Here is a 22,329-nt window from a genome sequence, read left to right on the forward strand (position 1 = left end):
ACGCACGCGTCGGGGGGGACGCTCGCGTGGCGGGTACAGCAATCAACGGGGGGAAGGACGTCGCCGACGCAGTGCTGACGGCAACGCCAGCGACGGATCAGACGGCGCGTGCTGCGGGCTTCGCGGTATGGGTGCTCACCGCACCGTCACGGCCGACACGTCGACGCATCACGAGCATGAGCGCCGCCGCGATAAAGGCCGGAATGGCGACGATCTGGAACGCCTGCGCCGTGCTCGATGCCGTCGCGATCAGCACTCCGCCGAGGCTGGAACCGAGAATCGAGCCCAGACGGCCCACGCCCAGCGCCCATGCCACGCCGGTGGCCCGCGAGGCCGTCGGGTAGTAAGCCGCGGTAAGTGCGTTAGCGCCCGTCTGCGACCCGGCAATGCCGAAGCCCGCAAGGAAGACCACGGCCATCAGCCAGCCGGATTGATGGGTCACCGTGCCGAGAATGCAAAGCGCAATGCCAGCCATCACATACGACGCTGCGAGGACGCGGTAAGGGCTCGTGCGGTCCATCGCGAAGCCGATCATCACGGCGCCCACGGTGCCGCCGAGGGGCAGCATGGCGCCGATGCGTGCCGCTTCTGCCAGCGTGTAACCCGAGTCCTTGACCACCAGCGGCAGCCAGCTGGTGAGCAGATAAAACGCGCACAACGTGCAGAAATACGTGGCCCACAACAGCAGTGTGCCGATCACATATCGACGTGTGAAAAGCCCGCCCACCGCCGACGTGGCCGCGCCCGCCGGCGCCGCTTCGGGATCGATGCGCGTGACCAGCGGATCGATCTGCTTCGCAATCGCCAACAACTGCTCGCCACGATCCCCACGGGCCGCGAGGTAGCGCATCGATTCGGGCAACCAGCGCATGAGCACTGGCACGACGGCCAACGGCACCACACCGCCTGCAATCAACACACCGCGCCAACCGATGTGCGGCAACGTCTGTGCAACGATTTCGCCACCGATGGCGAAGCCCAGCGTAAAGCCGCAGAACGTGGCCGTGACCAGCAGCGAACGAATGCGCTCGGCGCAGTACTCGGAGCTGAGCGTGATCGCATTGGGCATAGCGCCACCAAGGCCGATGCCTGTGATGAAACGCATGATCGCGAGTTCGGTCGGGCTATGGACAAACGCCGACGCGATGCTGCCCAGCGAGAACATCACCACCGACACGATCAACACGCGCTTGCGGCCGATGCGATCGGCCAACGGGCCGAAGATGAAGCAGCCGAGCATCAGGCCGCCAAGCCCCGCACCGAAGACCGTGCCGAGGCTGGTCGTCGCCATCGTCCATTCGCTGCGGATGGCCGGCGCGAGATAGCCGATGGCGGCGGTGTCGAAGCCGTCGAGCGTCACGATCAGAAAGCACAGGGCAATCACGCGCCATTGAAATGGCGTGATGCCCCGTCGATTCATCAAAGCGGTTATTTCCATGTCTGTCTCCTGTACGGCAGTTGCCGTGGGCTAACGTCAGCGGCCGTGGCGTCTGTTGAAAACGCTCTTGGAAGGCCGGTGCCGGTGGGGGGGCGATTCAGGTAATTCGGGGTGTTCCGGTTGTGCTCGGGTACATGACTTATCGGATGGATGCCGTCGTGTTGTCGGAAGTGATGTCGTGAAGCTCGGGATCGCCCGCCGACAGGTATTCCCACATACGCTCGATGATTCGGCCCGAGCGGGTGGCGCGCGCTTCGCACTCCGTAGCGTCGAGCACAGCGGCGGGCAAAGTGGCTTCGAGCGCGAGCACGTCGAGATCGACGCGCGCGGCGTCTTCGAGATACCACGTGAGGGCCACCATCGCTTCGAGCGTGTCGGCAGCTACCACCGCCCCATTGCCACGCATTACCACGGCCGCGTTCTCGCCCATCGTGTCGATGACGGCCTGTGCCTGCGCATCTGAGCGAATCAGTTGCGGGTCGTCCCACAGCGGCACGCCCGGGGCGAAGTAAGTCCCCGGACCATGCAGCGCGCGCGGGGTGCGACGCAGCGTAGAGAGCGACATCGTCTTCGGCGGCATCGTGCGCGCCACGGCACCGATGCCGGGGCGGCGGCGATAGATCTGCTGGTGCAATCGCACTTCGCCAAGGACACCGTCAGGCAGCGGGCCGTTGATAGGCACGACCGTGCCCGCTTCGCCCACGCCAATGAGTCCCATCGGGCGGGCGGCGCACACGAGAAAGTGCTCGTCGTCCAGACGCACACTGCAATGCCCGTAGGCGTGTGCCAGTCCTGCACGCGCCAACGTGCGGGCGGCCACGCGCACGGCGCGGTCGGCTTCGGAGACGTCTGCGCGCGTCGCGGCGAGCGCAAGCGAGGGCGCAGCGTGTGTGTTCTGTGTCATGGGGAAACCGGGCGTCGCCGCCACGGGTAGGTAAGCAGCGGCCCCGGGCGATACCGGGGCGCGCCGCCTACGGCAATCAGGCCGAAAACTCGGGAATCTCGGGCTTCGCGCCCCACATGCAGAACCCGGTCGGATCGAACGGGAACTGGCGGGGCACGTACGTGGCTTCGTCTTCGGGGGCGATCTTGCGCACGCCGGTGGAGTATTCGTAGACCATGCCGTCCGGCCCTGCGAAGTACAGGAACATGGCGTGCGATGTCGGGTGACGCCCCGGGCCGAAGCGAATCGGCACGCCCTGCTCGCGCAGGAAGTACCACGAGCGCATCAGGTCGTCGATGCCGTTCACCTGAAAATTCACGTGCTGAATGCCCGCACGTTTGGCCGGGAACAGCGCAATTTTGTGATGCACGTCGTCGATGCGCAGCAACGGCGCGTCGCCAATGCGATCGGAGACCCGCGCATTGCATACGCTCGTCCAGAACGCTTCGTCGCGGCGCGCGTCGGTGGTGCAGAGCCCCACGTGGCTGAACGAGTCGATACCAGCGTCGCGCTCGCCGTGATAGCCGCGACCGGTTTGCGCTGCGCGCAGCACCAGTTCGATCTGGTTGCCCGTCGGGTCGCGAAACGCGAGGAAGTCGGCCACGCGGCGCATGTCGGCTTCATCGCGGGTGCCACGGCGAAAGTCGATGTGCATCGCTTCGAGCTGAGCGGCAGCGGCGTCGAAGTGCGCGTCGCTCGCGATGTCGAACGCCACGGTGTGGTCGACGGGGTCGCCTTCGAAATAGCAAACGGAATGGTCGCGGCTGTCGCTGCGAAGGTACACGTAGCCGACCTCGCGGCGCACTTCCTGCAACCCGAGAATGGTGCGTGCATAGCGCGTGGCACCTTCGAGGTCGCGTGTGCCCAGCCGCACGTAACGAATGTCGTGCAGATTGATCACCGCCTGTCTCCTGCGGATATTGTTCGTGTTGTTCGTATTGCGGGCGAGTGCCCGGTTGGTGATGAACACGATAAGGAGCGCCGCCGCATGACGCCAACGAATTGCGTAAATGCGGGGTATTTACGGTGTGAATCAGGGGTGCAGCATTGCGCGAAAGTGCCGGACCGGGTGGTGGTCAGTCTTCGCCGTGAAAGAGGCGGAACATCGTGCTGCGCAGCCAGCGATGGCCGGCATCGGTGTGAAAGCGTTCGTGCCAGAGTTGCGAGATGTCGAACACCGGGCTCTCGAACGGCAACGCACACGTGCGCAGTTCGGCGGCCGCTTTGAGGGCGCGGCCGAGCCGGGTCGGCACGCACACCACGAGATCGCTCGCCGCGATCAGCGCCGAGAGTCCCATCGAGTGCGCCATGCGAAGGGCCACGTGACGCTGCCTGCCTGCCTGCGCAAACCACTGCTCGACGGCGGTCTCGAACACGTCGTGATTGCCCGCCGTCGGCCGATAGACCGCATGCGCGGCGCTGAAAAACGCTTCGGCACTGAGGCTTTCCTGCACGGCCGGATGCCCGTCACGCACGAGGGCGACGTAGTGTTCGCGAAAAAGACGCTGCTGGTGAAAGCCCGACGAGAAGCGCGTGAACAGTCCGAGCGCGAGATCGATATCGCCCATCGCCATCGCGTTTTGCGCTTCACGCGGTGTCGTGTCGACGGTAACGATGCGTACGCCCGGTGCCTCTTTGGCCAGCGTGGCCATCAACTTCGGAATGAAGATCAGTTGGCCGATGTCGCTCAGGTAAAGACGGAACGTGCGCTGCGCATTGGCGGGCACGAAGTCTTGCGGCGCTTCGACGGCGCCGCGAATCAGACTCAGGCCGTCGGTCACCGGCTGGGCGAGTTGTCGCGCGAGATCGGTGGGCAGCATGCCCTGCGGTGTTTTCACGAACAGCGGATCGCCGAACGCCAGCCGCAGGCGTTTGAGCGCATTGCTCACGGCCGATTGCGTGAGGTTGAGCTCCTCGGCCGCCACGGTGGTGCTGCGCGTGCGGAGCAGCGACTCGAAGACGAGCAGCAGATTCAGATCGAGCGAGCGTAGGTTCATCCCCTGCCGTGTATCCATGCCAGAACGGTGACGCGACGCATTGTAGGCAACCTGACGCGTTGTGCGCATTGCGGGAAACCCCCGCCAGCGTCGCAGCGCGTTCGTGGTATTTGCGTGCGCGTTGCCTGTATTTCTGTCTCAGTACCCGCTCGCGGTGACAGCGGCGCGCAGGCGCGCGATCACTTCGAGCACTTCGGGGCGTTTCTCTCGTTTGGACGTCACGATGTTGTAGCGCAGCGGACACTCGACTTCCACGTCCGACACCCGTACAAGCCGGCTTCGCGTGAGCCACGCGTCGGCGAGCGGCGTGCGTGCCAAGGCGATCCCCAGTCCGGCCTCGGCCGCAGCGAGCACCACTGTGTAATCTTCGAAGCGCCGGTCGCGCGCACGCGGGCGCAGTGCGACGCCCTGTGCAGCACACCACGCACGCCACCCCGTGAGGTCGGAGTCATGCAATAACGGGAATGCCAGCAGGTCAGCCGCACTTGTGCCCTTGAGGCGCGCGGCAATCTCGGGCGATGCCAACGGGTAGAGCGTCTCGGGCAGCAACGGCTCCCAATCGACGTTGGCCCATGCGCCGCGCCCGTAGCGAATCGCGACGTCCACTTCGCCCGCCCCCACATCAGCGTTGCGATGCTCGGTGGTCACCTGAATATCGATGAACGGTTTACCCTTTTCGAGCGAGCCCAGACGGTCGAGCAACCACAGCTTGGCGAACGACGGCACGACGCTCAACCGCACCGCCGGGGCCTTGCGCGACTGATGCCATTGATCGGCCGCGGCATCGATCACGTCGAACGCATGTTCGACGCGGCCAAGAAATCGCTGGCCGTCGCATGTCAGGCTCACCCCGCGCGCGTGCCGCTCGAAAAGCATGCAACCGAGCCAGTTTTCAACGGCGCTCACTCGCCGGCTGATCGCGCCGTGCGTGAGACCGCTCGCGTCGGCGGCTGCGCTGAACGAACCGTGCCGCGCAACGAGGCAGACAGTTTCGAGATTGGCCAACGGTGGACGGGCGCGCGGCGTTACGTTCATGGGGGGACGTTCGTAGATGTGAATCTGGCTCACAGCTTGCTATCGAATAGTGCAGTAGCTTATCACCCTGCCGGTACGGCAACATAGACGCTTGCAGGGAATGTTTGCCCTGCGAATTTCGCCGTCGCGCCCGATTGCAAGCGGTTGCGCGGCGGCCATCTTTTCCGTCAGGAGTCCATCGTGTCAGCCGCCCCGATCACCCCCTTCATCCTTTACGCAGACGCACAGTTCGCCAGCCCCTACGCGTTGTCGGTCTTCGTCACATTGCGCGAAAAGGGTCTGCCGTTTGAGCTGCGCACCGTCGATCTCGCGCTCGGGGCCAATCACGAAAGCGGGTTTGCCGGCCTGTCGATCACGCGTCGCGTGCCCACGCTGGTCCACGGCGACTTCACGTTGTCGGAATCGTCGGCCATCACCGAGTATCTGGAAACGATCTCGCCCGCCGTTCCCGTGTATCCGGCGGACGTGCGCGAACTCGCCCGCGCCCGTCAGGTGCAGGCGTGGTTGCGCAGCGATCTGGCGGTGTTGCGTCAGGAGCGCTCGACAGAGGTCATTTATTACGGCCCGACGGATCAGCCGCTCTCAGACGCCGGCTATGCCGCCGCGAGCAAGCTCATCGCCATTGCGCAGAGCCTGCTGCCCGACGGCCGGATGTCGCTGTTCGACAAGTGGTGTATTGCCGATGTGGATCTCGCGTTGATGCTCAACCGGCTGGTCTACAACGACGATGTGGTGCCGAGCGAGTTGGCCGAGTACGCCCGCCTTCAGTTCACCCGGCCGGCGGTGCAGGAATGGATTGCCATGGCGCGTCCGCCGCGTCCGGGCGATGAGGGGTATGTGGCCGACAAGGCGGCCTGATTCAGGCCATCGGTCCGTGGCCGGCGCTCAGGCCGCGTCCATCGACAGGCGCTGCCCGTGGATGTTGATGTGGAACAGCACGAGCAGGCGGTGCGGGCAGTCGTCGCGAACGGCGACGCTGGCGCCGCCTTGCTCGATGTCCTGCCTGGCGTGATGACTGTTGAGCGCCGCTTGAAATGCCACACCAGCGAGCGAGCGGGCCGCGAAAATCAGCAGCACGAGCGAGCCGGCCATCGACAGGCGGAAGTCAGTGGTACCAAAGATGCTTTGCGGCACGTCGAACACCAGCATGGCGATCACTACGCAGGCGTCGATGCAGGTGGCTCCCAGCGAAGCCACGAGCAGATAGGCGCGCAACATCCGAATCGTTGACGATTGCATGTGTCTCCTCTCCCATTGCTCACATCAGACAGCAGCACTGGATGGTGCTCGCTGCCCGGAAGTGCCTGAAAGTGCTCGCCAGCGCGCGTAGATGACCTGCGCAACTTGTGGCACTTCAAGCATGATCCGCTCCTGATGTTAAATGTCGAGCGTCGTCCGGCTCATGACCGAAACGTTTTTTTACACACTGTTACCGTACGTCGTTACCGTCTCATGTTAGACGGCCCTTCGGCAACGATCCGCTAAATTTCGCGATTTTCTTGCGAATAAGCACCAAATTGCGACAGTTTCCAGCGTCTGACTGGCGAGAAGCCCGCCGAGACGCGTCGGACGGTGAATTCAGTCGACAGGCAGGCCCCGAAAGGGGGAAAATATCGCCACCTTGCCGTTAACGTTAACGGCATAGACGACCAAGCCAACTCTGCCGAGACACTGAAGAAACATGAGCGCTGACAACCAACTGCGTTTTGTCGTGGAGCCGCACGCCAACCCCACCCCCGCCGACCAGATCGCCGCCAAGCTGGCCAACCCGGTGTTCGGCCGTGTATTTACCGATCACATGGTCACGATCCGCTGGACCGAAGGCACGGGCTGGCATGACGCCAAGGTCGAAGCGCGCCGTCCGTTCGAGATCGATCCGGCTTGCGCCGTGCTGCACTACGCGCAGGAAATCTTCGAAGGCATGAAGGCCTACCGTGGCGAAGACGGCAAGATTTCGTTGTTCCGCCCGCAGGCAAACGCCAAGCGTTTCCGCGATTCGGCCCAGCGCATGTCGATGGCCGAACTGCCCGAAGCCGTGTTTCTGGAAGCCGTGGAAAAGCTGGTCGACATCGACCGCGCATGGATCCCGGGCACCGAAGGCAGCAGCCTGTATATCCGCCCGTTCATGTTTGCCTCGGAAAGCTTCCTTGGCGTACGTGCCTCGCATGAGTACATCTTCTGCGTGATCGCCTGCCCGGTCGGCCCGTACTTCAAGCCCGGCAAGTCGGCCGTAACCGTGTGGGTGTCGGACCAGTACACGCGTGCGGCCCCCGGCGGCACCGGTGCGGCCAAGTGCGGTGGCAACTACGCCGCCAGCCTGATCGCCCAGACCGAAGCCAGCGGCAAGGGTTGCGATCAGGTCGTCTTCCTCGACGCTGCCGAGCATCGCTGGATCGAAGAGTTGGGCGGCATGAACGTGTTCTTCGTGATGGACGACGGATCGCTGCAAACGCCGCCGCTCTCCGGCACGATTCTGCCGGGCATTACGCGCGCCTCGATCATCGAACTGGCTCGCCGCAATGGCATGACCGTCAACGAAGCGCCGTACGAATTCGCGCAATGGCAGGCTGACGCCGCCAGCGGCCGTGTGAAGGAAACCTTCGCGTGCGGTACGGCAGCCGTGGTGACGGCCATTGGCCAGATCAAGCATGCCAAGGGCGAGTTCAACATCGGTGACGGTGGCGAAGGCCCGGTGACCAAGCGCATTCGTGACGAACTCACGGGCATTCAGCGTGGCAAAGTGGCTGATCCGTTGGGCTGGGTCCACCACGTTGCCTGATCGCGCGTTATAGGGTGATCGCGTTATTGGCGTGATAGATTCAACTGACGTTCAAACATAACAGGCAGTCAAGCTGCGCGTCGCCAGAGACAGCGATGCGGGAAAGTACCGGCGGCGCGTTACGACACCAGGAGAGTCGGACGCGCCGTCTTGTTGTTCCTGACTTTAAGATCATGAAACACGAATCGGGCGCCGTATCTGGCGTCATGGCGGCCACCGACACAATCGGCGTGCCGCACTCCGTGCTTGAAGACATCTACGCGATGATCATCGGCATGGCATTTGTGGTGGTCGGTCTGGTGCTGCTCAAGGCTGCCGGGTTGGTCACCGGCGGCGTGGCAGGCATCGCGCTGCTCGCCTCTTATATCTTTCCGCTACCGGTGGGCACCATCTTTACGCTGGTGAACATTCCGTTCTTCCTGTTCGCGTACTTCACGATGGGGCCCGGCTTCGCGCTCAAGTCGACGATCGCGAGCTTCGGCATCACCTTCGCCCTCGCGGCCATGCCGCAGACCCTGCACGTCGCGTTCGTCAATCCGCTGTTTGCCGCGTTTGTCGGCGGCACGCTGTGCGGTATGGGCATCCTCGCGCTGGCACGTCATGGTGCAGGCGTGGGCGGTACCGGCATCGTCACGCTCTGGCTGCAACGCCGTCGTGGCATCAACGCCGGCATCTCGCAGGTGTGCATCGACGCGACCATCCTGCTGGTATCCACCGCCACGATTCCGCTCGGACGCGTGGGCTGGTCGGCCCTGTCAGCCGTTGCCATGAGCGCCATGGTCGTGGCGTGGCATCGCCCGGGCCGCTACACCGGACGGTAAGCGCTCGCTTGAGTCAGCAGCCATTGGCGGAACACCGTCAGTGGCTGGCCATGCGTGAGTTCCGTCGGATAGACGAGGTAGTAGGCCGATTCGGCCACGCTTTTCACCTCGAACGGAATCATGAGGTCCAGCGCCCCTAGCTGGGCTTCGACAAAAAACTTCGGCACCAGCGCGATCCCCAATCCGGCCGCAGCACCTGCGATCAGCATCGTGTGCAACTCGTAGCGCAGCCCTTGCACCGTGCGGTTGTCTTCAATGTGTTGCTCGGCAAACCAGCGTGTCCACGCCGAGGGACGCGTGGTCGAGTGCAGCAGCGGGTATTGCAGCAGATCGGCTGCCGTATGCACCGGCCCCCGCAGCAATGACGGGCGGCACACCGGCACCACCTCTTCCCCGAACAGATAATCCGACGACGTGCCCGGCCACGTCGGCTGGCCGAAGTGAATGGCCGCCTCGAAGTGCGTCTCGTCAAACGTGAACAGGTCCGTGTGCACGCCCATGTTCACGCGCACGTCCGGATGGCGCTCGTTGAAGTCCTTCATGCGCGGAATCAACCACTCCGAGGCGAACGTCGGCAGCACCGCCAGCTCCAGATAGCCCCCGCCACTGCCGTGCGCCATGATCGACAACGTGTCTCGATCCAACTGCTCCAATGTGCGGCGCACCTGCGTGCTGTACAGACGCCCGGCGCGCGTGAGCACCACGCGTTGCTTCGCCCGGACGAACAGACGCACCCCGAGTTGGGTTTCCAGCGTGGCGATCTGCCGGGACACCGCACTTTCCGTCAGAAACAGCTCGCGGGCCGCGTGGGTAAAGCTTTCGTGGCGCGCGGCGGCCTCGAAAGCCAGCAGCGCGCCCGTGCTCGGGGTTCTGAACTTGCGCATGTTGATTCCAAAAACGCATTAAGTGGCAATTTTATCTCGCTTTACGCGCGTGTCATCCCTTTCAATAATGCTGTCACTGCAAGAAGGCGCGAGGTGACACGCTCCGCGCGCCTGCCCCGACACCCTGCGGCGCTGCCTGACATCAAAAAAGCGACGGCGCCCTACCCTGCGAGACATTCCGATGCGCAATGCCAATGTGCAGTCGTTGCTGGTTTCCCTGCTGGGAGAAGCGCGTACCGACGCGCTTTTTGCCACGCTCAACTCGCCGTCGATTCTGGCGGTGTACGAGCCGGGTCAGGTCACCCGTGCCGAACTGGCGCAGGCCATGAACATGGCCTTGTTCGAAGGCTTGCTGGCGCGCTCCCAGAACGGCCGCACTTACACCGAAGAAGCCATCGGCAATGGCGGCAGCGTCTATCTCGACCATGGCGCGTTGCGTACCGTGCGTTGGGCCAGCAATGGCGCGTTGCCGCCGGGCGAAGCTGCGTTCACGCGGATTCTGCGCCCGCTCGGCTTCCGCCCGAACGGCCGTTATCCGCTGGACCGGCTCGGCATGACCGGCCGCGCCTACGCCCACGAAGATGCACCCGAAGAGATTTCGCAGTTCTTCGTGAGCGAGCTGCACCCCGAGCGCTTCTCCGAGGGGTTCCAGCAAGCCGTCTCGAACGTCGTGGGCACATCGAAAGACCCGCTGACGCCGGCCGCCGTCGGCCAACTGTGGGAACTGGAACGCGACGGCACGCTGCCGCTCGAAACGGCGCAGGCATTGCTGCCCGTCATCGTGGGCGCGTTTGCGCGTCAGCATGACGTGCCGAGCGAGGCCGACTACGATGCGTTGCTGGCCGAGTCGGCCGAGATGGCGTGGATTGCCACCGAGGGCAACGCCTTCAACCATGCGACCGACCGTGTCGACGACGTCTTCGCGCTGTCCGATGCTGAAAAGGCCAAGGGCCGTCCGATGAAGCCGGAAGTCGAGCGTTCGCGTTCGGGCCGTGTGTTCCAGACGGCGTATCGTGCCGACGTAGTGCGCCGCGAATTCCGCGCGGCCAACGGCGAGATCGTCACGCGCGACGTGCCGGGCTCGTTCTACGAATTCATTACCCGTCGTCGCGAGTACGACAACACCAAGCACTGCTGGAAGATCGACCTGCGTTTTGACGCGGGGAATGCGCAGGGCATCTTCAAGATGACCGCCAACGCCAAATGACCGTGCGGCGCGGCATACGCGTCGCGACGGGCGCACAATAAGCCCGTCTGACGCCCGCCGCGTCCATTGCCTGCTACCACCGGATTACATAGGGATCTCAACGTGAACGCCACCTCCATCCTCAACGAACTGGGTATTGCCAAGCTGGCCGAGACCGGCGACATCGCCGTGCATTCGCCGATCGACGGCGCCCTCATCGGTCGCGTGGCCAGCGCCAGCGTGAGCGACGCGCAAGCCGCACTTGCCCGCGCCCATACCGCATTTACCGCCTGGCGCAACGTGCCGGCCCCGCGCCGCGGCGAGCTGGTTCGTCTGCTCGGCGAAAAGCTGCGCGAACGCAAACAGGCGCTTGGCGCACTGGTCACGCTCGAAGCCGGCAAGATCCTGCAAGAGGGTCTGGGCGAAGTGCAGGAAATGATCGACATCTGCGACTTCGCCGTCGGCCTGTCGCGTCAGTTGTACGGCCTGACCATCGCCTCGGAGCGTCCGGGCCACCGCATGGCTGAAACGTGGCATCCGCTGGGTGTTTGCACCGTAATTTCCGCATTCAACTTCCCTGTGGCCGTGTGGTCGTGGAATGCGGCGCTGGCCCTCGTGTGCGGCAATGCCGTCGTGTGGAAGCCGTCGGAAAAGACCCCGCTGACCGCGCTGGCCGTCAACAAGTTGATGGAAGAAGTCATTGCCGAGTTCGGCGACGCCCCGGAAGGCCTGACCGCACTGATCATCGGCGGTCGCGACGTGGGTGAAGCACTCGTGGCCGATCCGCGTTCCGCCATCGTGAGCGCGACCGGCAGCACCGAGATGGGCCGCAAGGTTGGCGTAGAAGTCGCGCGCCGCTTCGGCCGTTCGATTCTTGAACTGGGCGGCAACAACGCCGGCATCGTGACCGGCAGCGCCGACATGGAACTGGCCTTGCGCGGCATCGTCTTCTCCGCCGTCGGTACGGCAGGTCAGCGTTGCACCACGCTGCGCCGCCTGTTCGTGCATGAGAGCGTGTACGACAAGACCGTCGATCGCCTGAAGAGCCTGTACAGCAAAGTATCGATCGGCAACCCGCTCGAGCGTGGCACGCTGATGGGCCCGCTGATCGACGAGGGTGCCTTCCAGCGCATGCAGGGCGCGCTCGACATGGCACGTGCGCAGGGTGGCAAGGTGACCGGCGGCGAGCGTCATGCCGTGGCGGGTGCCGAAAAGGGTTTCTATGTGAAGCCGGCCATCGTCGAGATGTCGTCGCAGACCGACGTCGTGTTGACCGAAACCTTCGCGCCGATTCTGTACGTGCTCAAGTACAGCGATTTCAACCAAGCCATCGATGGCAACAATGCGTCGTCGCATGGTTTGTCGTCGTGCGTGTTCACCACCGACCTGCGCGAGGCTGAGCGTTTCACGTCGTCGGCGGGTAGCGATTGCGGCATTGCCAACGTCAACATTGGCCCGAGCGGCGCAGAAATTGGCGGCGCGTTCGGTGGCGAGAAAGAAACCGGCGGCGGTCGCGAGTCGGGTTCCGATGCATGGAAGGGTTACATGCGCCGTGCCACCAACACCGTCAACTACTCTTCCGCCCTGCCGCTCGCGCAAGGCATCGACTTCTCGATCGAGTGATATCGCCTTAAGGCGTGCCCGGCATCATGGTCTCCCACGAGCCATCTGCCGGGTGCGCCGCGAATCTTGCAAGCGTCTGCCCGCCGCTGTCGGCGGGTAGCGTTTGCCACCTCCCGAATCGCATTCTCGCGTCACACGTTCTGCACGCTGCACGCGCTCCACGCTCCCACGCTTTCGATAGCGAGGCCCACATGTACGCCTTCACTTCTCCGTTTGCCAATCCGGCCGGCTCGCCTATTCGCGAGTTGTTCAAGTACTTGTCCGAGCCGGGCATGATTTCCTTCGCTGGCGGCTATCCGGCCAGCGACCTGTTCGACGTCGAAGGGTTGGCGGCAGCGCAGGCGCGCGCCTTCGCGCAGCCGACGCGTTGCCTGCAATATGGGCCGACCGACGGCTTGGCCGAACTCAAGACCCAGATCATCGCGTTGATGGCGACGCGTGGTGCGCGTTGCGCGAGCGACGAGTTGTTGGTCACGACCGGTTCGCAGCAAGGGCTGGATTTACTGCTGCGCGTACTGGTAGCGCCGGGCGACGTGGTGGTGACCGAGCAACCGGCGTATCCGGCGACATTGCAGGCGTTGCGACTTCAGCAGGCGCAGGTCGTGACCGTGCCGGTCGATGCAAGCGGTCTGGACGTCGGCTATCTCGAAGCGCTTTTGCGTGACGGAAAGATTGCCACGCCCAAACTGCTGTACACCGTGCCCACGTTTGCCAACCCTACGGGCGCGACGCTTTCGCGCGAACGGCGTGTGGCGTTGTTGAAGCTGGCGGCGGAATATCACTTCATCGTGGTCGAGGACGATCCGTACGGCGATTTACGGTTTGCGGGCGAGGCACTGCCCACGTTACTGGAGTTGACGGATGAGGTCCCGGGTTCACGCGAATGGCTGGTGCACTTTTCGAGCTTGTCGAAAATCGTAGCGCCGGGGTTGCGGGTGGGCTGGACGATCGCGCCGCCGGAGATTGCGCGGCGATGTGTAGTGGCGAAGCAGACGGTGGATTTGTGCAGCGTGCCGTGGACGCAAGCGGTGGCGGCCGAGTATTTGGCAGATGGTGCGCTGGCGCGGCATTTGCCGAGCATCAAGTTGGCGTACAAGCGCAAGTGCGATGCGATGTGCGAGGCGCTGGGGACGTTGTTGGGAGACGATATCCAGTTCCATGCACCGGAGGGTGGGATGTTTGTATGGGCGCGACTGGCGGCGGTAAAGACGAGCGAGTTGTTGCCGCATGCGATCGCAGAGAAGGTGTTGTTCGTCCCGGGCACTGCGTTCTACGCAGAAAACGCCGATGCGGCGTCGTTGCGTTTGTCGTTCGCGGCACCGGGTGTGGATGCCATCGAAGAAGGGGTAAAGCGTTTGCAGCGGGCGATGCAAGCCGTGGGGGAGAAGCAGGAATAAGGCAAGCGCACCAAGGGTTGCGACGAATCGTGGGAGTGGAAACGAGTCGGCGGCGCATCCGAGCATTTGCTGATGCGAAGTGACGCAAAGGGTCGGATGTGGCGACGACCGACCGGGAGCGCGAGCCTGCGGGGCGGGAAGCGTTGCCTGGGTGGTGAGATGTAGGGATGGGTTGCGACGAAAAGGTGGGGGGATGACGAGCCGTCGGTGCGCTACCCGTTTTCCAAAGCGAATTACGTGGAGCGACGAAAACGGGTAGTGTGCCGGCGGCCGACCACAGGAGTGGATAGCGGGTCCGCGCCGGAGCAGACCGACGCGGTGTGAGCCATTCACAAACTACGGTAAATCAAAGCTTCACACAGACATTCCGAAGCTCGGTGTAGAACTCAAGCGAGTGCACGCCGCCTTCGCGTCCGATGCCGGATTGTTTCGCGCCCCCGAAGGCGGTGCGGAGGTCACGCAGGAACCATGCATTGATCCAGCACACGCCGACTTCCAGCGCAGCGCCCATGCGGTGCGCCCGGCTAACGTCGGTCGTCCAGACCGTGGCAGCAAGCCCGTACGGTGTAGCGTTCGCCATCAAGATGACTTCGTCTTCCGTATCGAACGGAGCGATATGGCAGCACGGGCCGAAGATTTCTTCGCGGATCACTGAGGCGGTTTCGGGCAGTCCAGTCCAGATCGTGGGTTGCACCCAAGCGCCGTCTTTCATCGCAGCGGGCATATCGGGCACGCCGCCGCCGGTCACCACCGTCGCGCCTTCCTCGCGGGCTTTCGCGTAGTAGGACAACACCTTCTCGCGATGCACCTGCGAGACGAGCGGGCCGAAATTAGTCCCTTCCGCGTACGGATCACCGATCTTCAGCGATTCCGCACGTTCCTTCAGCGCGGCGACGAAGCGATCGAAAATCGGCCGCTGCACGTAGACGCGTTCCGTTCCCAGACAGACCTGTCCGCTGTTGTCGAAGCTCGAGCGCGTGATACCCGCCACCGCCTTATCGAAGTCCGCATCGGCAAACACGATGCCCGGATTCTTGCCGCCCAGTTCGAACGACACCGGACGCACGCCATTCGCCGCAGCCTTCATGATCGCTTCGCCCGTACGGGTTTCGCCCGTGAAGGTGATGCCATTCACCCCCGGATGCTCCGTCAGGAATGCGCCTGCCGACTCGGGACCAAAGCCGTGCACCACGTTGTAGACCCCCGCCGGCACTCCGACTTCGTTCATCACTTCGCCCAGCAGCGTGGCCGTCGCGGGCGTTTCCTCCGATGGCTTCACCACTACCGTGTTGCCGAAGGCCAGCGCCGGGCCGACCTTCCACGTCATCAACAGCAGCGGCAGATTCCACGGACACACCACCGCGATCACCCCGCGCGGCGTGCGCACGCCGTAGTTCAGCGCGTTGCCGCCATCCGGCGTCACCATCGCGAACGACTCCGTCGGCACGTTCTTGATCATGTCCGCGAACACCTTGAAGTTCGCGGCACCGCGCGGAATGTCCAGATGGCTCGCCAGACCGTGCGGCTTGCCCGTATCCGCAATTTCAGCGGCCAGAAAGTCGTCGAAACGGCGGTTGATTCCGTCCGCCACGGCATGCAGCAGTTCAACCCGCTGGGCCACCGTCATCTTTCCCCAAGGGCCTTGCAGCGCGGCGCGAGCGGCACGCACGGCGGCGTCCACCTCCGTGCGGCCGGCCTCATGCACCCGGCCGATCAGGCTGTTGTCCACCGGGTTGCGGTTCTCGAACGTGCGGGCGCTCGACACCCACTCGCCGTTGATGAAGTTCTGGAAGTCTTTCATGTCTCGCTCTCGATTTATCTGGGAATGACGGCCATCGGGCATGCCGATGCGACATGGCCACACGATAAATCGCGCCCCGAACCCTCGTCAACATTTTCTCGAGAATTTTTATTTATCTCGATTATTTTGTCGTTTTGCGACAATTTTCATCAAACTGCCTATAATCGCGAAACTCGATCAAACCCACGATCACCGAAAGCCCCCATGCTCAGTAACGCCAGCTCGCCCACCCAGACCGCCGACGCCACGCTCGCGCAAAGCGCTTACCTGCGACTGCGCAGCGACATCGTCGACGGCGTGCTGATGCCGGGCGAAAAGCTGCGGGTCGAGCATCTGAAGGATCGGTATGCGGTGGGGGCGGGCACCCTGCGCGAAGCACTGGCGTTGCTGGTCGCCGATGCGCTCGTGGTGCAGCAGGGCCATCGGGGGTTTCGGGTAACGCCGATCTCGCTGGCCGATTTCATCGACATCACCGAGACACGGGTGCAGTTGGAGACGGAGGCGTTGCGCCAGTCCATCACACTGGGCGACGACACGTGGGAAGCGAATCTGACGAGCGCGTTTCACCTGCTCACGCTGGCAGAAGAACGTTTGGCCAGTGGTGCAGTGGGCGGAAGTTCTGGTGCGGAAGCCTTCGCGCAGTGGGAAGAACGCAATCGCGCGTTCCATGAAGTGCTGATCGCCGCGTGTCCGTCACGCTGGCTGCATCACTTTCTCGCAATTCTGTACCGGCAGTCAGAGCGCTACCGCCGTCTGTCCATCACGCACCAGCCCGTGCCGCGCGATGTGCATGAGGAACATCAGGCCATCTTCGATGCGTGCCTCGCGCGCGATGCGATTAAGGCGTCCGAGACCCTCGCGGCTCACATCCGCAAGACGCTCGAAGCCGTGCGAGAACTGCCCGACGCCGTCATCAACGCGGCAAACTCTCCCGCACAATCTGCGCGAAATACTTCGCCCCTAACGGCAGAATCGCGTCGTTGAAGTCGTAGCAGGCGTTGTGCAGCGGAATCGCGCCGGGTTCATCGCGCGTGCCGTTGCCGATAAACGCGAAGTTGCCCGGCAGATGTTGCAGGAACACGCCGAAGTCTTCCGACGCCATCACCGGTGCGATGTTCGCCTCGACCATCGCGTCGCCCGCCACCGCCCGCGCGGCGCGCACCGCAACGTCAGTGTTCGCCTCCCAGTTCATCGTCGGCGCAAACTCGTGCGTGTACTCGAACTCGCACTGCGCACCGTGCATCGCACAGATCCCCATGCAGATGTCACGCATGCGAGTCTCCAACAAGCGCTGCACGTCGGGCGTGTAGCTGCGTGTGTCACCCTTGATCACGACGTTCGTCGGAATCGCATTGCGAATACCGTCGGTGATGAATTCCGTACACGACACCACTGCCGACTCGCCCGGGTCCACGCTACGCGACACCACCGTTTGCAGCGCCACCACGATCTCGGCACCGATCAGCAGCGGATCGATCCCCATGTGCGGCCGCGCCGCGTGGGTGCCCTTGCCGCGAATCCGAATCACGAAGTTGTCTTCGCTCGCCATGATGCCGCCCACGCGCGTGGCAATCTGCCCCGCCGGGATGCCCGGCATGTTGTGCACCCCGTAAATCGCATCGATGGGAAAGCGCGTCAGCAGCCCGTCGGCAATCATGGCCTTCGCGCCACGGCCATGCTCCTCCGCCGGCTGAAAAATAAAGCGCACCGTGCCGTTGAAGTCGCGTGACTCACATAACAACTTCGCGGCACCCAGCACCATCGACATATGGCCGTCGTGTCCGCAAGCGTGCATCTTGCCCGCCACCTGCGACGCGTGACCGCGCCCGGGCGCCTGCTCGTTGATGAGCAACGCGTCCATGTCCGCGCGAATGCCAATCGCCCCCGGTCCATCGCCGACGTTGAGACTCGCCACGACACCCGTGCCGCCGATGCCGCGATGCACGTCCAGTCCGAAGCTCTCGAGTATCGTGGCCACCGTCTGCGACGTTCTGAGTTCTTCGAAACCCGTCTCCGGGAGACGATGGAACGCATGCCGCCAGTCGGTCAGTGCCTTCGCGAAATAGGTGTCCTGCGTCATCTTCGGTCTCTCACAATGTCAATGTGCCGGTGCGGCCGCGGTTAGCGGTGATAGCGGCGATTCAGCGCGACAACCACGCGCGTTGACGCGACAACACCTCGTCCGCCGTCTCGCCCACGAGTTCAGCGTAGACCGACGGTGCCGTAGCGCCCTCGGTGTTGATCAGCAACACTCGCGAAGCACCGTTCAACCCGATCGCCGACGCCCACGCCGGTGATGCTGCTGCCGCCATCAACCCGGCAAGACCCGCCACGCCCGACTCACCGGCAACAAACGGCACATCGTTCGCGCTACCCTGCGCAAGACGCCGCATCGCATCGACGGCCTGCGCATCGGTCACCGTCATGAATGCATCGACCGAAGATTGCAGAAAGCGCCACGCCAGCGGCGACGTCTCACCACAGGCTAACCCCGCCATCACCGAATCGACGGTGCCGGTCGCCTGCGCCGCTCGCCCGGCCATCGCGCTCTGATACAAACAATCGGCTTGTTCCGGTTCAACCACCACAAACGTCGGACGGTTTGCGCCCCACTGCTCCCACAAGTAGCTCGCAACCCCTGCGGCCAGCCCACCCACGCCGCCTTGAAGGAACACGTGAGTGATAGACGAAGCGTGATCCGCGCGCTGCGAATGTTCGCTCGTCAGCGTCTCGACAACCTCAGCAGCGATGGTGCCATAGCCTTGCATCACATCGCGTGGGATCTCTTCGTAACCGTCGTAAGACGTGTCCGAAACCACGTGCCAGCCGTTGCGCTGCGCGAGCGCCGCCGCCTCGGTCACCGATGCGTCGTAGTTGCCCGCGATGCGCACGATCTGCGCGCCATACGCGGCAATCGCTTGCTCGCGCTCTTCGCTCACGTGCGCATGCAGCACGATGACGCAACGGCAGCCAACACGCTTGGCCGCAGCGGCCAGCGCGCGGCCGTGATTCCCATCGGTCGCGCTGATCGCCGTGAAGCCCGCGAGCGCCTCGCGATGCTCACCGGCAAACACGGCCGGTGCCGTGAAGCCCTTGCCCTCGAAGGTCCGCAGAATCAATCGCACGAGGGCAATTGGCGCACCCAGCGCTTTAAAGCTCCCAAGCGCCGAGCGCAACGCTTCATCCTTCACCAGCACGCTCTGCACGCCCAACGACGCCGCCAGGTCAGGCAATTCGCGCAACGGCGTGCTACCCGCGTGCAGACCGTCCCATTGCATGAGCCATTCGCGGCTTTGGCCCGCACGGGCGATGCTCATGATGTTCTGAAGTTCGGCGGGATACGACGAGCGCGACGCCCGAGGATTCACGTACAGCATGGGGGGACTCCGGTATTTCAATAGTGGGGGCAGCGATGCAAAGCCCTGACGCGACGCTCGCTCAACCGAGCGACAAGACACCCAGCCGCTGCGCGACCACGTCGAGCAGCACCTCGGCCCCGCTGACCAGTTGTGCGTCGTCGGTATGCTCGCGCGGGTTGTGGCTGATGCCGCCGCGGCTCGGCACGAAGATCATCGCGGCGGGGGCAATACGCGAAATCATCTGCGCGTCGTGACCCGCGCCCGAGGTCATCCGCTTGTACGACAGGCCCCGCTTCTCGGTGCAGGCGGCGATGACATCCGCCAGTGCGGCGTCGAACACGACCGGCGAGAAGCGTGCGAAACGTTCCGTCGTGACACGCACGCCTTCTTCCTGCGCGATTTGCGTCAGGAACTCGGCTAGTCGCGCCTCGCCAGCAGCCAGACGCTGCTCGTCCGGGTCTCGCATATCGACCGTGAACACGGCCTTGCGCGGGATCACGTTGATCACGCCCGGTGACAGCTGCAACGTGCCGACCGTGGCGAGCGTCGTGCCCGAGTCGCGTGCGATGCGGCGCAATTCCGTCACCACGGCCGCAGCCACATAACCCGCATCGTGTCGCAGATGCGTGGGCGTCGTGCCTGCGTGATTGGCGTTGCCGTCAATGGTGATCTGCTGCCACGAGATGCCTTGCAGGTTTTCCACCACGCCGATGGCCAGACCCTCCGCTTCCAGAATCGGCCCCTGCTCGATGTGAAGTTCGAGATATTCATGCGGCACCAGCGTGCCGGGTGCCATGTCACCGGCGTAGCCGATGCGCACCAACTCGTCGCCGAGCCGTGCACCATCAGTGCCGATCGCGTCCAACGCTTCGTCGAGCGAGAACCCGCCCGCATGGACCAGCGAGCCCATCATGTCGGGGTGGAAACGCGCGCCTTCCTCATTGGTGAACGCCACCACCGTGATCGGGCGCGACGGCACCATGCCCGCCTCGCGGAACGCCCGCGCGACGGCCAGTCCGCCGAGCACACCGTAGCAACCGTCGAGGGCACCGGCATTGACGACGGTGTCGATATGCGAGCCCATCATGAGCGGGCGCAGCGCCTTGCCCTCGGCATCCGTCGCGTCGGACGGCAGCGTGCCGAAGATGTTGCCGATGCGGTCGACCTGAATGTCGAGATCGAGCTCGCGCATCCACGCGACGACCTGATCGCGGCCCGCCTTCTCGGCGTCGGTGAGGGCCACACGGGTGCGGCCGCCGTTGACCGGGTCCGCACCGATCTCGCCCAGTGCGCGCAGTTGTTGCAGCAACACGGGCCCGTTAAGACGGAGCGGGGAAATCAGGGAGGTCGCGGAACCGGCGGAGGAAGTGTGTTCGTTGTCGGACATGAGACGGTGGAGTTGTGGTCCTGCGTGTGACGTGAGCGCCGTGATAACGCGCCCCTGTGCAAGTGGCGAGTTACCGCTGGCGGAGTATCATCGGATGCCCTGAATAATATTCCGGACCACGCGTACGATTCGCGCGTTTTTGCGTATCCAATCGAATTTTTATTGCGCACCATGCCCCTCGACAGCTACGACATCGCCCTGCTCGCCGCGATTCAGCAAGACTCGACGACACCGCAGCATGCCCTCGGCGCACAAGTGAACCTGTCGTCCGCCGCCGTCAACCGCCGATTGAAGAAGCTCGCCGACGAGGGCGTGACGCGCAAGACCGTGTCGCTGATCGACCCGGCGCGCGTGGGATATCCGCTCACGATCATCACCGAGATCGAAGTCGAGAACGAACGGCTCGACCTGCTCGATGCCATGCGGCGCAGCTTTCTCGCGTGCCCGCAGGTGCAGCAGTGCTACTACGTCGCTGGCGAGTGCGACTTCGTGGTGATCATGGTCGTGCGGGACATGGCGCAGTACACCGAACTCACGCGTGCGCTCTTCTTCGAGACCAACAACGTGAAACGCTTCAAGACGCTCGTGTCCATGAGCAACGTGAAGGTCGGTCTGGAAGTGCCGATGGACGGACTGAGCGGCTGAGCTCACTTCAAGTCGACCGCATCACCGCATTTCCGCGCGAAGCTCGCGCACGCCACGTCCCAGCTTGCGACGCAGCAGCGTGCGCAACGTCGCCGAATCGGCGTAGCCCACTTCGGTCGCAATCGTCTCGAGATCGCAGCCGGTAGAGACGAGATGCTGCGCGCGTTCGATACGCAAGTCCTGAAAAAACGCCAGCGGCGATTTGCCGAGCACCGCCTCGGTACGGCGCTGCAACGTACGCGGTCCGACGGCCAGCGCACGGGCCGCGTCCTGAAGCGAAAAACCCGCTGAGAGATGCTCGCGCGCCCAGCGCTCGAACTTCGCAATCAACGGGTCGGCATTGGCCAGAAAGTCGGGAATCACATATCTGGCCTGCGACGAGCGCGTGTCGATCAGCATCAGACGCGCGACCAGCGCGGCCAACTCGGGGCTCGCCTGCCGCACCAGCCAGAGCGCCAGATCGAGGTGCCCCATCATCGCGCCGGCCGTCACGATCCGGTCGGATGCCACCAGCATTCTCGAATCGTCGAGATCGACCGCCGGGTATCGCTGCCGGAAGAACGGCGCCAACGACCACGTTGTCGTCGCCGTGCGCTGATTCAGCAAGCCGGTTTCCGCGAGCAGGAACGTGCCGATACACGCGGCGGCGATGCCGCTATTCCCCACGTCGTGCCAGCGCCGGATATGTCCGACAGCATCCCGCACGTCGGCGCGCGCCAACGCTTCGGCCAGCGGGTCGGGTTGCTTGGTGTTGAGCGCCGGCACGACGACCCAGTCCGCCTGATGCAGGGCGTTCGCCGACGCCACCGGCAGCGAGAACCCCAATGCCGTGCGAATGTTTCTGCGCACGCCCACGACGTGGACGTCGAACGGCGGCGTCGGAAAACCCTGCATGGCCGCGAGTTCGTTGGCGGTGGAGAACGTATCCATCAACACCGTCAGCCCCGTGTCGAATACGCCGTCGAGCGCAAGAATGGCAAGCTTCATGTCGCAAATGACTCGAATAATGTCATTCCCGACTATAGTTTGCGTCG

At 63.8% G+C, this 22,329-nt stretch carries 20 protein-coding genes; 8 read left to right on the forward strand and 12 right to left on the reverse strand.

Annotated elements, in window-relative coordinates:
- Positions 1 to 97: 97 nt before the first annotated feature.
- From CDV46_RS17460 to CDV46_RS17480, 5 genes are all read right to left on the reverse strand, one after another.
- Complete coding sequence (locus CDV46_RS17460; protein WP_087689736.1) at positions 98 to 1,438, reverse strand: MFS transporter; 1,341 nt, start codon at positions 1,436 to 1,438, stop codon at positions 98 to 100.
- Between the two features lie 139 nt (positions 1,439 to 1,577).
- On the reverse strand, positions 1,578 to 2,342 hold the full coding sequence (locus CDV46_RS17465; RefSeq protein ID WP_087723910.1) for a class II aldolase/adducin family protein: 765 nt from the start codon (positions 2,340 to 2,342) through the stop codon (positions 1,578 to 1,580).
- 76 nt (positions 2,343 to 2,418) lie between these two features.
- Positions 2,419 to 3,282 (reverse strand): VOC family protein, encoded by an 864-nt coding sequence (locus tag CDV46_RS17470; RefSeq protein WP_087723912.1) that lies wholly within the window; start codon positions 3,280 to 3,282, stop codon positions 2,419 to 2,421.
- Between the two features lie 175 nt (positions 3,283 to 3,457).
- Positions 3,458 to 4,378, reverse strand: coding sequence for a LysR family transcriptional regulator (locus CDV46_RS17475; protein WP_058380070.1), 921 nt, complete (start codon positions 4,376 to 4,378; stop codon positions 3,458 to 3,460).
- A gap of 138 nt (positions 4,379 to 4,516) precedes the next feature.
- Positions 4,517 to 5,413 (reverse strand): LysR substrate-binding domain-containing protein, encoded by an 897-nt coding sequence (locus CDV46_RS17480; RefSeq protein ID WP_087723915.1) that lies wholly within the window; start codon positions 5,411 to 5,413, stop codon positions 4,517 to 4,519.
- Between the two features lie 180 nt (positions 5,414 to 5,593).
- On the opposite strand from CDV46_RS17480, the gene yfcF reads away from it, so the two are divergent.
- A complete protein-coding gene (gene yfcF, locus CDV46_RS17485; RefSeq protein ID WP_254916100.1) occupies positions 5,594 to 6,271 on the forward strand; it encodes a glutathione transferase in 678 nt (225 codons plus the stop codon).
- A gap of 27 nt (positions 6,272 to 6,298) precedes the next feature.
- Here yfcF and CDV46_RS17490 read toward each other — a convergent pair whose 3' ends face one another.
- Positions 6,299 to 6,652, reverse strand: coding sequence for a hypothetical protein (locus tag CDV46_RS17490; protein WP_087689744.1), 354 nt, complete (start codon positions 6,650 to 6,652; stop codon positions 6,299 to 6,301).
- A 442-nt stretch (positions 6,653 to 7,094) separates the two neighbouring features.
- Here CDV46_RS17490 and CDV46_RS17495 point away from each other — a divergent pair, with 442 nt between their 5' ends.
- Together CDV46_RS17495 and CDV46_RS17500 are read left to right on the forward strand one after the other, a co-directional pair.
- Entirely contained in the window at positions 7,095 to 8,192 is a 1,098-nt protein-coding gene (locus tag CDV46_RS17495; protein ID WP_058377224.1) for a branched-chain amino acid aminotransferase, read from the forward strand.
- 173 nt (positions 8,193 to 8,365) lie between these two features.
- On the forward strand, positions 8,366 to 9,013 hold the full coding sequence (locus CDV46_RS17500) for a YitT family protein (protein WP_087689746.1): 648 nt from the start codon (positions 8,366 to 8,368) through the stop codon (positions 9,011 to 9,013).
- On the opposite strand, the gene CDV46_RS17505 is transcribed toward CDV46_RS17500, so the two are convergent.
- Positions 8,998 to 9,897, reverse strand: a complete 900-nt coding sequence (locus CDV46_RS17505) for a LysR substrate-binding domain-containing protein (RefSeq protein WP_087723921.1) — start codon at positions 9,895 to 9,897, stop codon at positions 8,998 to 9,000. The two genes, CDV46_RS17500 and CDV46_RS17505, sit on opposite strands and share 16 nt — an antisense overlap.
- Before the next feature lie 181 nt (positions 9,898 to 10,078).
- Between CDV46_RS17505 and CDV46_RS17510 the strand changes: the two genes are divergently transcribed.
- The 3 genes from CDV46_RS17510 to CDV46_RS17520 all read left to right on the forward strand — a co-directional run bounded on the left by CDV46_RS17510 (position 10,079) and on the right by CDV46_RS17520 (position 14,103).
- Positions 10,079 to 11,104 carry a DUF1338 domain-containing protein gene (locus CDV46_RS17510; protein WP_087689750.1) on the forward strand — a complete coding sequence of 342 codons (1,026 nt, stop codon included), beginning with the start codon at positions 10,079 to 10,081 and terminating at the stop codon, positions 11,102 to 11,104.
- A gap of 102 nt (positions 11,105 to 11,206) precedes the next feature.
- The gene (gene amaB, locus CDV46_RS17515) at positions 11,207 to 12,706 is read left to right on the forward strand and encodes an L-piperidine-6-carboxylate dehydrogenase (protein WP_087689752.1); all 1,500 of its coding nucleotides are present in this window, start codon (positions 11,207 to 11,209) and stop codon (positions 12,704 to 12,706) included.
- Between the two features lie 191 nt (positions 12,707 to 12,897).
- Complete coding sequence (locus CDV46_RS17520; RefSeq protein ID WP_087723923.1) at positions 12,898 to 14,103, forward strand: aminotransferase-like domain-containing protein; 1,206 nt, start codon at positions 12,898 to 12,900, stop codon at positions 14,101 to 14,103.
- A gap of 346 nt (positions 14,104 to 14,449) precedes the next feature.
- Here the strand turns inward: CDV46_RS17520 and CDV46_RS17525 are convergent, their stop codons facing one another.
- Complete coding sequence (locus tag CDV46_RS17525; protein WP_087723925.1) at positions 14,450 to 15,904, reverse strand: 2-hydroxymuconic semialdehyde dehydrogenase; 1,455 nt, start codon at positions 15,902 to 15,904, stop codon at positions 14,450 to 14,452.
- 204 nt (positions 15,905 to 16,108) lie between these two features.
- Between CDV46_RS17525 and CDV46_RS17530 the strand changes: the two genes are divergently transcribed.
- A complete protein-coding gene (locus tag CDV46_RS17530) occupies positions 16,109 to 16,888 on the forward strand; it encodes a GntR family transcriptional regulator (protein ID WP_087723927.1) in 780 nt (259 codons plus the stop codon).
- On the opposite strand, the gene CDV46_RS17535 is transcribed toward CDV46_RS17530, so the two are convergent.
- From CDV46_RS17535 to CDV46_RS17545, 3 genes are all read right to left on the reverse strand, one after another.
- Positions 16,818 to 17,984, reverse strand: coding sequence for a M20 aminoacylase family protein (locus CDV46_RS17535; protein ID WP_087723929.1), 1,167 nt, complete (start codon positions 17,982 to 17,984; stop codon positions 16,818 to 16,820). The genes CDV46_RS17530 and CDV46_RS17535 overlap by 71 nt on opposite strands.
- Before the next feature lie 61 nt (positions 17,985 to 18,045).
- On the reverse strand, positions 18,046 to 19,281 hold the full coding sequence (locus CDV46_RS17540; RefSeq protein WP_087723931.1) for a diaminopropionate ammonia-lyase: 1,236 nt from the start codon (positions 19,279 to 19,281) through the stop codon (positions 18,046 to 18,048).
- Positions 19,282 to 19,342: 61 nt separating this feature from the next.
- Positions 19,343 to 20,650: a Zn-dependent hydrolase gene (locus CDV46_RS17545; RefSeq protein ID WP_176399102.1), complete on the reverse strand. Its 1,308-nt coding sequence runs from the start codon at positions 20,648 to 20,650 to the stop codon at positions 19,343 to 19,345.
- Between the two features lie 171 nt (positions 20,651 to 20,821).
- On the opposite strand from CDV46_RS17545, the gene CDV46_RS17550 reads away from it, so the two are divergent.
- A complete protein-coding gene (locus CDV46_RS17550; protein ID WP_087690749.1) occupies positions 20,822 to 21,295 on the forward strand; it encodes an Lrp/AsnC family transcriptional regulator in 474 nt (157 codons plus the stop codon).
- Positions 21,296 to 21,316: 21 nt separating this feature from the next.
- Here the strand turns inward: CDV46_RS17550 and CDV46_RS17555 are convergent, their stop codons facing one another.
- The gene (locus CDV46_RS17555; RefSeq protein ID WP_087723933.1) at positions 21,317 to 22,282 is read right to left on the reverse strand and encodes a GlxA family transcriptional regulator; all 966 of its coding nucleotides are present in this window, start codon (positions 22,280 to 22,282) and stop codon (positions 21,317 to 21,319) included.
- Positions 22,283 to 22,329 lie beyond the last annotated feature (47 nt).

The sequence above is a fragment of the Pandoraea sp. PE-S2T-3 genome (assembly GCF_002179965.1).
GTDB lineage: Bacteria > Pseudomonadota > Gammaproteobacteria > Burkholderiales > Burkholderiaceae > Pandoraea.